The 11,192-nt window shown below is 62.2% G+C and carries 9 protein-coding genes; 8 read left to right on the top strand and 1 reads right to left on the bottom strand.

Annotated elements, in window-relative coordinates; all coding sequences use genetic code 11:
• Positions 1-241 precede the first annotated feature (241 nt).
• Genes ACI3GR_RS16835 through ACI3GR_RS16820 form a run of 4 tightly spaced genes read left to right on the top strand, consistent with a single transcriptional unit; the run spans position 242 to position 4,751 of the window.
• Complete coding sequence (locus tag ACI3GR_RS16835) at positions 242-1,381, top strand: zinc-binding dehydrogenase (RefSeq protein ID WP_407496244.1); 1,140 nt, start codon at positions 242-244, stop codon at positions 1,379-1,381.
• A gap of 9 nt (positions 1,382-1,390) precedes the next feature.
• Positions 1,391-2,536 carry an NADH:flavin oxidoreductase/NADH oxidase gene (locus ACI3GR_RS16830; RefSeq protein ID WP_407496242.1) on the top strand — a complete coding sequence of 382 codons (1,146 nt, stop codon included), beginning with the start codon at positions 1,391-1,393 and terminating at the stop codon, positions 2,534-2,536.
• Complete coding sequence (locus ACI3GR_RS16825; protein WP_407496241.1) at positions 2,533-3,420, top strand: MBL fold metallo-hydrolase; 888 nt, start codon at positions 2,533-2,535, stop codon at positions 3,418-3,420. Before ACI3GR_RS16830 ends, ACI3GR_RS16825 begins: the two co-directional genes overlap by 4 nt.
• Positions 3,420-4,751 (top strand): MmgE/PrpD family protein, encoded by a 1,332-nt coding sequence (locus ACI3GR_RS16820; RefSeq protein WP_407496240.1) that lies wholly within the window; start codon positions 3,420-3,422, stop codon positions 4,749-4,751. Before ACI3GR_RS16825 ends, ACI3GR_RS16820 begins: the two co-directional genes overlap by 1 nt.
• Here the strand turns inward: ACI3GR_RS16820 and ACI3GR_RS16815 are convergent.
• Positions 4,748-5,365 carry a TetR/AcrR family transcriptional regulator gene (locus tag ACI3GR_RS16815; RefSeq protein WP_407496238.1) on the bottom strand — a complete coding sequence of 206 codons (618 nt, stop codon included), beginning with the start codon at positions 5,363-5,365 and terminating at the stop codon, positions 4,748-4,750. The genes ACI3GR_RS16820 and ACI3GR_RS16815 overlap by 4 nt on opposite strands.
• A gap of 242 nt (positions 5,366-5,607) precedes the next feature.
• Here ACI3GR_RS16815 and dctP point away from each other — a divergent pair, with 242 nt between their 5' ends.
• From dctP to ACI3GR_RS16795, 4 genes are all read left to right on the top strand, one after another.
• The gene (dctP, locus tag ACI3GR_RS16810) at positions 5,608-6,645 is read left to right on the top strand and encodes a TRAP transporter substrate-binding protein DctP (protein ID WP_407496237.1); all 1,038 of its coding nucleotides are present in this window, start codon (positions 5,608-5,610) and stop codon (positions 6,643-6,645) included.
• A 133-nt stretch (positions 6,646-6,778) separates the two neighbouring features.
• Positions 6,779-7,339, top strand: coding sequence for a TRAP transporter small permease subunit (locus ACI3GR_RS16805; RefSeq protein WP_407496236.1), 561 nt, complete (start codon positions 6,779-6,781; stop codon positions 7,337-7,339).
• Positions 7,336-8,652, top strand: coding sequence for a TRAP transporter large permease (locus tag ACI3GR_RS16800; protein WP_407496235.1), 1,317 nt, complete (start codon positions 7,336-7,338; stop codon positions 8,650-8,652). Before ACI3GR_RS16805 ends, ACI3GR_RS16800 begins: the two co-directional genes overlap by 4 nt.
• Before the next feature lie 216 nt (positions 8,653-8,868).
• Positions 8,869-11,187 carry a xanthine dehydrogenase family protein molybdopterin-binding subunit gene (locus tag ACI3GR_RS16795; protein ID WP_407496234.1) on the top strand — a complete coding sequence of 773 codons (2,319 nt, stop codon included), beginning with the start codon at positions 8,869-8,871 and terminating at the stop codon, positions 11,185-11,187.
• Positions 11,188-11,192: the final 5 nt, after the last annotated feature.

Raw genomic sequence — 11,192 nt, 5'->3', positions numbered from 1 at the left:
TTCTACTGGAGCTACAAGCTGTGGCGATGCCTGCAACGGGACCACAACCCAAACACCAACCGTGTGGGGGCACCATTTCTTTCCTCACATCCAAAATTTGTTTTTGACCTGCCCAACGCGGCCTTTGGACCGGTATCCGCCATAATTTGGTATACCATTGCGCCCCGCCGAGGCTTGGGGTTAGGGTTCCCCCTATCGGGGGGACCGCGGGGAGGCGGTCTTTTGAGGGAGGACCGGGGATATGATTACCTGCAAGGGCATGGTGCTGAGAGAGCTTGAGCTGCCAGCCCCTTACGCCGACAGCAAACCGTTACAGCTTGAAACCGTTACGCTTTTGCCGCCTAAGGCGACCGACATCGTGGTCAAGGTCATGGGCGGGGGGCTGTGCCATTCGGACTTGTCAGTGATCAACGGATCGCGGGGCCGGATGATCCCGATGCTGATGGGCCATGAAGGCGCGGGCGAGGTGATCGAGATCGGCGCAGGCATCGACGACGTCAAGGTCGGCGACAAGGTGGTATTCCAGTTCGCACCCTCTTGCGGGCGGTGCGAGATGTGCCAATCCGGGCGTCCTCAGATCTGTTATGCCGCCGTGAAGGCGCGGCAAGAGGGCGGGTTGCTCTCTGGTGGGTCGCGGATCCGGGGCGAAGGTGGCGAGACGATTGCGCATCACACCGGGATATCCTGTTTTGCAGAATACGCGGTGGTGAATCGTGGGTCTGTCGTGGTGATCGACGATCCGATTTCCATGGTGGACGCGGCGGTCTTTGGCTGCGCGGTGATGACCGGCGCGGGGGCGGTGCTGAACACGTCGAAAATCCAAGCCGGGGAAACGGTAGCGATCTTCGGGCTGGGCGGCGTGGGCCTTTGCGGCATCATGGGCGCCAAGGCCAGCGGTGCCGAGGTGATCATCGGCGTCGATCTGGAAGAGTCGAAACGCAAAAAGGCAGAAGAGCTGGGCGCGACCCACACCTTCGACGCGCGCGATCCGCAACTGGCCAGCAAGGTCGCGGACCTGACGCGCGGCGGTGTGGATGTGGCCGTGGAACTGGCGGGCGCGATCAAGGCGATGGAGGGGGCCTATTCCGTGCTGCGGCGGGGCGGGCGCTTGGTCACCGCGGGTCTGTCGCCTGCGGGGGCGCAATTCGGATTCGAACACGCCGATCTGGTCAGCAACGAAAAGGCGGTGATCGGGTCCTACATGGGATCGTCGGTGCCAGTGCGCGATATCCCGCGGTTCCTGCGGATGTATCATGCGGGCGCACTGCCAGTGGACAAGTTGATCGATGGGTATCTGGGCTTCGATCAGATGAACGAGGGCTTTGACAAGCTGGCGCAGGGCAAAGCGCTGCGGCAGATCTTGGCCCCGCATGGAACGTAAGGGATCGATATGACCGTAAAACTATTCACCCCGCTGACCATTCGCGGTGTCACCCTGCCGAACCGCGTCGTGATTCCGCCGATGGATATGTATTGCGCCGAAGACGGTCATGCGACGGATTTCCACCGCACGCATTACGGCAAGTTCGCATTTGGCGGCGCCGGGCTGGTGTTTGTGGAGGCGACGGCGGTGACCCGCACAGGGCGCATAACCAACGGTTGTACCGGGATTTATTACGACAGCCACGTGGACAGCTTTCGCCCGATTACCCAGCAGATCCGCGACATGGGGTTCAAATCCTGCCTTCAGCTTGCGCACGGGGGCCGCAAGGCCGCGACGCAGCGAGCGTGGCAGGGTAACGGGCCACTGACGCAGGAAAACCTTGATGCGGGGGACGAAACTTGGACGCCCCTCGGCCCGTCTGCCATCGCGTTCACCGACGGCTGGTTAGAGCCGAAAGAAATGACGCGCGCCGATATGGAAGAGGTGATCGAAGCCTTTGTCGTGGGCGCGCATCGGGCCTTGGCCGCTGGTTTTGACATGGTCGAAATCCACATGGCGCATGGCTACCTGCTGCAAAGCTTTCTGACGCCTTTGGCCAACCAGCGCACCGATGACTACGGCGGCAGCCTTGCGAACCGGATGCGCTTCCCTTTGGAGGTCGCGGTGGCGGTGCGGGATGCGCTGCCGGATGAGGTGCCTTTGTTCACGCGAATTTCTGCAACCGACTGGATCGACGGCGGATGGGAGCCGGAGGACAGTGTCGAATTGGCCAAGCTTCTGAAGCAGGTCGGGGTGGATGTGGTCGATTGTTCGTCGGGCGGGAACATGCTGCACGGGGCGACCAATTCGAACCTGACGCGTGGCCCAGCCTATCAGGCGCATTTTGCCAAGCTGCTGCGCGAAGAGGCCGGGATCATGACGCAGGCCGTCGGCCTGATCCGGACGCCCGAACTGGCGGAACAACTGCTGCAGGACGGTCAGGCCGATCTGATCGCCATCGGGCGGCAGGCGCTGTTCAACCCCTATTGGGCGCACCACGCGGCCGAAAAACTGGGCGTTACCGATTGGGACACCTGGCCACCGCAATACGCATGGTGGCTGTCGAAGTGGAAACGCGGCCTTGGGTCGATGGACGAGGAACCGCTGGTGTGACCTCGGGCGTGGAGATAGGGGCGCTCCGCGTCGATCTGGTGCCCGAAGTGCGGTACCGCCTGATGCCGCGCGCCTTCCTGTTTCCCGACCTGATCCATGAAGACGCAGCGCGGAATGCCGATTGGATCGGCCCGCGCCATCTGCATCCGGAAACGTTGGCCGTGGGCATGGCCTTTCAGGCCTATCTGATCCGGGCGCGCGGGCAGAACATTTTGGTTGATACCTGCAACGGCAACCACAAGCCGCGCCCCCATGCGCCGTGGCAGGATGATATGCGGGCACATACCTTCCTGACGTCTCTGGCCGATCTGGGGCTGCGGCCCGAGGACATCCATATCGTTCTGTGCACCCATCTGCACACCGATCACGTCGGCTGGAACACTCGGCTGGTAGATGGCCGCTGGGTGCCGACCTTCCCGAATGCTCGCTACGTGATGAACAAGGCGGAATACGACCATTTCGCCGCGCTGGTCGGGACCGAGGGCTCGCGCTACGCCCATATCGAGGACAGCGTTCTGCCCGTGGTCGATGCGGGGCAGGCCGAGATGGTCAGCGACACGGCAGAGATCATAAGTGAGATCGGGGAAGAGGTCTTTCTTTCCCCATCGCCCGGCCATTCGCCCGGTCACGTTTGCATCCACGCCCGCGCCAACGGGGCAGAGGCGGTAATTTCGGGCGATGCGATCCACCATCCGATCCAACTGGACATGCCCGATCTGGTGATGCGCGCGGATGGCGACGCGGCGCTGGCCGCCCAGTCGCGTCGGGCGGTGATGGAGCATTGTGCAGGCACCAGTGCCTTGCTGTGTGCGGGGCATATCCCGGATTGGTCCTTTGCGCGAGTGCATGAAGGGGGCAGGGCGTTCCGACTGGATCCGCTCTGATGGGCGCCACGGCGGCCATGGTCGGCTTTGGGTGCGACACGGGCGATCTGCCTGGCGGTGTCGAACGGGCCGCCATCCGCCATCTTATTGATACCATTGGCGTTATCGTCGCCGGGTTGGGGCAGGGGGTGGCCGCGACACTGGCCCCTTTGCAGCCCGAAGGTGACCTGCCTTTGCCGGGTCATCCGGGCACGCGTGCTGCGGCAGATCACGCGTATCTGTGCGGGACGGCGGCGCATGGTCTGGAATTGGACGATGGCTATCGCGAAGGGTCCGTCCATCCGGGCGTGGCGGTGGTGCCAGCGCTGCTATCGGCAACGCTGATGCAGCGGGTATCGGGCCGGGACGTTCTGCATGCCTTGGCGGTGGGATACGAAAGCGTCTGTGCTTTGTCCGCGGCCTTGCACCCGGCGCTGCGCGACCGCGGGTTTCACCCGACCTCGACCGTGGGGCCGATGGGTTCGGCAATGGCGGTGGCGCGGGTGCTGGGGCTGGATCCGGCGCAGACCGAAGCCGCCTTGGGCTTCGCCGCGTCAGAGGCCGGCGGGCTTTTCGCCTTTCTTGGCGGGGGCGGAGAGGTCAAGCGCCTGCACGGTGGGTTGGCGGCACGCGGGGGGCTGATGGCGGCGCGGTTGGCGGCCAGCGGTATCAGCGCGCCCTATGGCATTCTTGAACGACCTTCCGGCTATGCGCAGGCGTTCGGTGGCATCGCGCCGGGGGAATTTTCCCTGACCTTTCCGCCGGATCGACCATGGCGCATGACCGATTGCTACATCAAACCCCACGCCTGCTGCCGTCACCTGCAACCCGCGTTGGAGGCTTTGATCGCCCTGCGCGCCACGCATGATCTGCATCCCGACGAGGTGACGGCGATCGAGGTCGAGACTTATTCCATCGCCGCCGCCCATGCGGACACCGGCTGGGGCGACATGGCGACGGCGCAGCTGTCATTTCAATACGTACTGGCGCAGGGATTGTGGAAAGGTCGCGCGGCGTTGGCGGATTTTGACGACACGGCTCGGGCCGAGCCGTTTGCCGGGGCGCTGCTTCCCCGGCTGACCATCCGCGCCAGTGACGCGATGGACGCGCTTTACCCGGACCAGCGCCCGGCGCGGGTGACGGTAATGGCGTGTGGCGAACGTTATTCCGAATTTGCGCTAGAAGCCTCTGGCAGCCCGCAAATACCGGTTTCAGATCAGGCGATTGGGGACAAGTTTCTTGGCCTGACCGCGCCGGTTGTGGGCGACGACAGGGCGCGGGACTGGCTGGATCAGCTTTGGGATATTGCCACGGCAAACGACGCGGGCCGCGTCATGGTCGGCGCTGTCTAAACCTGTTCGGCAATGCCGTTCATGAAAAGGTCGAGGAAATGATCCGCCGTTTCGGCAGAGGTCATTAGATTTTCACCATCCTCGGTATGCCAGCGCAGGATCCAGTTCACCGACCCCAGGAAGAAGTTCGAGGTCAGTCTTGGATCGATGTTACGTACCGTACCGTCATTGATCGCCTGATCCAAAAGGCCGCGGGCATAGCGATCCAGTTCTTTGCGCTTGGACAGCAGGTCGTCCTGCTGATGCTCGGGCAGGGCGCGAATGTTGGACATGGTGGTATAGACGCCGCGCTCTTCCAGCAGGATTTCCATGAAACGTTTGTAGAGATGGCGCAGCTTTTCATAGGCGGTGCCGTCCATCGCCTCGGCCTCTTGCTGGGCGACTTCCCCGCAGTGGTAGGTCAGCTTCAGGCACTCGAACAGCAGCTGTTCTTTGTTCTTGAAGTAGTAATACAGCGCGGTTTTGGTGACACCGATTTCATCCGCGATTTCGTCCAAAGAGGTGGCGTGATAGCCCTTCGCGTTGAAAATTTTCGCAGCAACTCGCACCGCTGCCCGCCGCTTGAGTTCTCTGACTTCTTCGCGCGACGCGACCGCCCCATTCCAATTGGCCATTGCGCACCCCTCCAAATTCCGCACTGCGGGAATGCCACGGTCCCGCACAAAGATCAACTGCCAAGTCAGATTGGTGTCTGACCGGTCAGTGTTCACACATTAGTGCATCTAATTGACGCGCGAGTCGAAAAGTGTTCTGGTGAGTGTAGATGGGGGGAGGGTCGTTTTGCGCGGCCGGTCTCCCTACGCGGATCACGGGGTAGATAATCCGGGCCGCGTTTATCTGGTCTAGGGAGGATAACATGACCGCAAGCAAACTTAATCGTCGTACTATTCTGCGTGGCGCCGGTCTGGCCGCCGTTGCAGCGCCGGCTCTGGTCGGCAAAGGTATCGCACAGGGCAAGGTGACCTGGCGGGTGCAGTCGCACTGGCCCAAGGCATCTGGTTCGTTCAACGACAGCCTTGGTGTACTGGCGACGGAACTGGAAGAACGTACCGAGGGCGCGTTCAAGCTGGAACTTTTCGGCGCAGGCGAATTCGCCAAAGGCCCTGACATTTACAACCTGATCCGTAAGGGCGTTGTGCCGATGGGCACGATTTCCCCGTCCTACATTCTGGACAAGGCGCAGGCCGCGTCGTTCCTGATGGGCATCCCCGGCACCTTCCGCGAAAACTGGGAACCGCAGCACGCGGCTAAGAACCTCGGCATCGAGGACATGGTCAACGAAGAGCTGATTCCCGATGGCGTGCGGATGATGTCGGAAAAAGCCTATCCGACCGAACTGGTTACGTCGAAAAAGATCGAGACGGCCGAAGACTTCGCAGGCATCAAGCTGCGCTCTTCCGGTACGCTTCTTGACTACCTGGCCGCTGCAGGCGCCGCGCCGCAGTACATCCCCGGCTCGGAACTCTATCAGTCGCTCAGCTCGGGCGTGGTTGACGGCGCGCACTGGGGTGCGGCCATCGGTGCAAAATCCATGTCGCTGTGGGAAGTCTGTAAGTACCACTACAAGCCGGCACTGGGCTTCACCATCGACGCGTTTATCGTGAACGAAGAGCAGCTGCAGGGTCTGGATGACGAGCTGAAGACCGCTCTGGTCGACCTGATGGAAATCCGCTTCTTCCGCCGTTCGGCAGAATATATGCACAAGGAAGCCATCGCGCTGACCTCTGGTGTGACCGAGAACGGTGTCGAAGTCATGCAGTTCCCGCAGGAAGTGCTGGATATGTTCGCCGCCGCATCGACGAACATCCTTGAGCAGGAAAAAGCCAAAGGCGAAATCGCGGCGCGGGCTCACGAGGCCTACACCGGGTTGATGTCGGATCTGGGCTACGCCTGATCGAACACTGGGATGACCCGGCCTTGTCAGGGTCATCCCACACTCAAAACTTTTAGCCAGACCGCCTGAACACGGCTGCCCCGCGGATAACGGTGGCAGACCAGTGGTGGGTCTGCATTCGGGGACAACACGCATGTTTCAGGTTGCGCGCGCGATCACGCGCTTAAACCGCTGGATCGGAAGGTGGGTATCCCTCGCCGTTCTGATCCTTTTCGTCTTTTTGCTGGCCGACGTGGTCATGCGCTACATCGTCGGGGCGCCCGCGATCTGGACTGCCGAGCTGGCCGTGCTGATCTTTGGTGGCTATGCGATCCTTGGGGGCGGCTATCTGCTGGCCGAACGGGGTCACGTCAACGTCGACATCTTCTATGGCAGCTTCAGCCAGAAGAAGAAGGCGCTGATCGATATCCTGACCTGGCCGCTGTTCATCTTCTTCGTGGGCATCCTGTTCTGGGAAGGCTTCAAAATCGCGATAGAAGCGATCGAAGATATGGAACGGTCGAACTCACTGTGGAAACCGTACCTCTGGCCCACGAAATCGCTGATCCCGGTCGCCGCGGCCTTGCTGTTGGCGCAGGGCTTTGTGCGTCTGTGGTCTGATGTGCGCGTGCTGATGGGCCTTCCGGTGCCCGAAGATGTCTTTGGTGTTCAGGCCAAGGACGAAAACCCCCACGGTGAGGAGGCCGAGGTATGAGCGTTGAACTTCTGACGCTGATCTTTTTCGGCGCCCTTCTATTCTTTGTGCTGATCGGCACACCGCTGGTCTTCGTGCTGGGCGGCATCTCGGCCGCGTTCCTGTGGTACGAAATGGGCACTATCGGGTTCTACCTGATCGGGTCCAAGATGTGGGACGCCATGGCGAACCCAACCCTTATGGCCATTCCGCTATTCGTCTTTATGGCGATCTTGTTGGAAAAGTCAGGGGTGGCGAACGACTTGTACGACATGATGCACGTCTGGTGGGGCGGCCTGCGCGGCGGTCTGGCCATCGGCACCGTGCTGATCTGCGTGATCTTCGCGGCGATGTCCGGGATTTCCGGCGCGGCCGTTGTGACCATGGGCACCATCGCGCTGCCCAAGATGCTAGAGCGGGGTTACGATAAAAAACTTGCCTTAGGGGCCATCAACGCCGGCGGGGGCTGGGGCATCCTGATCCCGCCGTCGATCCTGATGGTTCTTTATTCGCTGCTGACCGAAGTGTCGGTGGGGCGTCTGTTCGCGGCTGGTATCGGGCCGGGCCTGACCCTGTTCGTGCTGGTGTCGATCTACATCGGCGTGCGCTGCTGGCTGCAGCCTCACATGGGCCCCGCGCTTCCCAAAGAAGAACGCGCTGGTTGGGGGCCGAAGCTGAGGTCGCTTAAGGCGGTGATCTTGCCGATCATGATCGTGGTCATCGTTCTGGGTGCGATCTTTGGCGGCTTTGCTACCCCGACCGAGGCCGCAGCTGTCGGTGTCTTTGGCGCGCTGTTTGCTACCGCTGTAAACCGTCAGCTTAGCTGGCCGGTTCTGCATGAAGCGGCGATTGCGACGTTGAAACTAACTGCGCTTGTCATGTGGATCCTGTTCGCGGCCCACGCCTTTAGCACGGCCTACACGGCACTTGGGGCACAGTCGCTGATTTCGAACCTGATGACATATATCCCGGGCGGCAAATGGGGCGCGCTGGCGTTCATGCTGTTCGTTCTGTTCCTCTTCGGGATGGTTCTGGACCCCGTGGGCATCATGCTGATCACGCTGCCGGTGTTCCTGCCGGTGGTCGAGGCGTCGGGCTTTGATCCGATCTGGTTCGGTATCCTGTTCATCATCATGATGGAGGTGGGATATATGACGCCGCCCTTTGGCTTTAACCTCTTCTACCTGAAGGGGGTCGCGCCTCCGGGGGTCACGATGGGGGACATCTATGCCTCGGTCCTGCCTTACGTGCTTGTAACGCTGATCGGTGTCATCCTGATCATCCTCTTCCCTGGCATTGCGCTGTACCTGCCAGAGCTCTTCTTCTCGCGATAGCGACTGCAAGGGTTAGACAATCAGACCCGCCGCCCCCCCCGGGCGGCGGGTTTTTCATTGGCCAAAAGCGGCGGTTGTCGCCGCTGATGTGCCGACAGATTTCACTGTGCGAAAACGCGTAAGTGGCGCGGCATTTCACCACCCGCGTCGTTTGACGTTTCAGGTGAAAAGATGAACCATACGGTTGGGTAAAATAGGCCCGGGAAGGATGTTTCGATGAATGATGCCACTCTGCCGCGCCGGGCGAATGTCCGCAAAGGACGTGTCGAAGATTACCGTCTGGCCACGGGTCAGGGCCGCTATACCGACGACCTGAAGGTCGACGGCGCGTTGTGGGCAGTTTTCGTCCGCTCGCCCTTTGGCGCGGCCAGCATCAATGGCATCGACACCGAAGACGCGGCGCAGATGCCGGGGGTCGAGGCGATCTTTACCGCCGCTGACGTGGCCAGTGACGGCGTGGGACCGGTGCAGGCGGCGATGGCGCTGGAAGGGCCGGACGGCAAGACATGGGATCACACCCCGCGGCCCTTGCTGGCCGAAGATGAGGCGCGGTACATCGGTGAACCCATCGCCATGGTCATCGCCACGTCGCGCGAAGAGGCGCTGGACGCGGCTGAAGCCGTCTTTCCCGATCTGGAAGAACATGAAGCGATCGTCACCATCGCCGACGCCAAGGCCGAGGGCGCGCGGCTGGTTCATGCGGACCGGCCCGGCAACATCGGCGCGGAATGGTCGCGCGGCGATTTGGACAGGGCCGAAGAGGCGCTGGCCAGTGCCGCGCATCGCATCAAGCTGACCAGCCCGATCAGCCGCGTGACCGCCGCCACGATGGAGCCGCGCAACGCCGTCGCGCGTCCCGAACCCGGCGGGCGCATCGGGCTATATGCCAGCCACCAGAACCCGCCCGCGATGCGCGGCGCGCTGGCCGCGGCCTTCGGGATGGAGGCGGCTGATATCCGCGTTGTCGGCGGGGACGTTGGCGGGGCCTTTGGTATGAAGTCCGGCCCCCTGCGCGAAGAAATGCTGGTCTTCTGGGCGACACGCAAGCTGAACCGTCCGGTCCGCTGGCGCGCGGATCGAAGCGAGGCGCTGTTGTCGGACGAAGGTGGCCGCGCGTTGGATTTCACGGCCGAACTGGGGCTGGACGCGGATGGCAATTTCACTGCGCTGACCGTGCGGCTGGAACTGGACATGGGCGCCTATGCTTCGGCCCGGTCGCTGCCGCCGGTTTTGAACTTTGGTGGCGTGGCGGGGGTCTATACCACGCCGGTGATCGCGGGCGCGTTGACGGGGTATCTGACGAACACCGTGCCGGTCGCACCTTACCGTGGTGCAGGCCGCCCCGAGGCAACCTACATCATTGAAATGCTGATCGACAAAGCGGCCCGCGAAACCGGCATGGACCGGATCGAGATGCGCCGCCGCAACCTGATCCGGCCCGAGCAGATGCCATGGCCGCCGATCTGGTATTTCGGCTACGACACCGGCGATTTCGAGGCCGTGCTGGATGCTGGCATGTCCCGCGCCGATCTGGACGGCTATGCCGCGCGCAAGGCCGACAGCGAGGCGCGCGGAAAGGTGCGCGGCCTTGGTCTGGCGCTGTGTATCGAAACGGCGGGTGGCATGTGGGGCCGTCGCGGGGCGGATTATACCAATGTGGCCCTGAATGCAGACGGGTCTGTGTCTGTCGCCGCGGGCGCGTTTTCGGCCGGGCAGGGGATAGAGACGGCGCTGATCGATCTGGCCGCCGAAGGGTTCGAGATTGCGCCCGACAAGATCTCTTATGCGCAGGGCGATACGGATGTGATCGAAAAAGGCGGCGGCATGGGCGGATCGGGCGCGATGATCAAATGCGGATCGGCGCTCAAGGGGGCGGTGGACACCATTCTGGCCGACGCCAAGGATATCGCTGGTGAGGAATTGGAGGCCGACGTCGCCGATATCGAATACTCGGGCGGCGTTTTCCGCATTGCGGGCACGGACCGGGAAATCACGTTGGAACATGTCGCCAAGGTTGCGGGCGAAAAGGGTATCCCGCTGGCCGCAAATGGCGAGTTTTCGCCCGAAGCGCCAACCTTTCCCAACGGCTGCCACATCTGCGAGGTCGAGCTGGACCCCGACACCGGGCGTTTCGACGTGATCTCTTATGCCGGGGTCGAGGATATCGGTCGCGTGCTGCAACCGCAGATCGCCGAGGGGCAGATTCAGGGGGGTGTGGCCCAAGCTTTGGGTCAGGTCTTCATGGAGGAAATGCGCTATGGCGACGGTGACGGACAGCTGCTGACCGGGTCCTTCATGGACTACGCGATGCCGCGTGCAAACGACATGCCGCCCTATGACACCGGGTTCTACGAGGTGCCGACGGGTATGAACCCGCTTGGCGTCAAAGGTGTGGGCGAAGCCGGATCGGTCGGCGGTATGGCGGCGGGAATGAGCGCGGTGATGGATGCGCTGGCGCAGGTGGGTGTCAGCGATTTCGCCATGCCCGCGTCGCCGGGCCGCGTGTGGGAAGCCATTCAGGCCGCCAAGGGCTGAAAACG

Origin of the sequence: Pseudooceanicola aestuariicola (genome assembly GCF_045763785.1) — a bacterium.
Classification (GTDB): Bacteria; Pseudomonadota; Alphaproteobacteria; order Rhodobacterales; family Rhodobacteraceae; genus Pseudooceanicola.
The sequence above is the reverse complement of the archived record's forward strand: the minus strand, read 5'-3'. Positions and strand labels throughout refer to the sequence as shown.

Excerpts from the sequence above, each read along its gene's own strand:
- ACI3GR_RS16795 (WP_407496234.1), top strand. The coding sequence starts at position 8,869 with ATGAATGATGCCACTCTGCCGCGCCGGGCGAATGTCCGCAAAGGACGT.
- ACI3GR_RS16805 (WP_407496236.1), top strand. The coding sequence starts at position 6,779 with ATGTTTCAGGTTGCGCGCGCGATCACGCGCTTAAACCGCTGGATCGGA.
- dctP (WP_407496237.1), top strand. The coding sequence starts at position 5,608 with ATGACCGCAAGCAAACTTAATCGTCGTACTATTCTGCGTGGCGCCGGT.
- ACI3GR_RS16815 (WP_407496238.1), bottom strand. The coding sequence starts at position 5,365 with ATGGCCAATTGGAATGGGGCGGTCGCGTCGCGCGAAGAAGTCAGAGAA.
- ACI3GR_RS16830 (WP_407496242.1), top strand. The coding sequence starts at position 1,391 with ATGACCGTAAAACTATTCACCCCGCTGACCATTCGCGGTGTCACCCTG.
- ACI3GR_RS16820 (WP_407496240.1), top strand. The coding sequence starts at position 3,420 with ATGGGCGCCACGGCGGCCATGGTCGGCTTTGGGTGCGACACGGGCGAT.
- ACI3GR_RS16835 (WP_407496244.1), top strand. The coding sequence starts at position 242 with ATGATTACCTGCAAGGGCATGGTGCTGAGAGAGCTTGAGCTGCCAGCC.
- ACI3GR_RS16800 (WP_407496235.1), top strand. The coding sequence starts at position 7,336 with ATGAGCGTTGAACTTCTGACGCTGATCTTTTTCGGCGCCCTTCTATTC.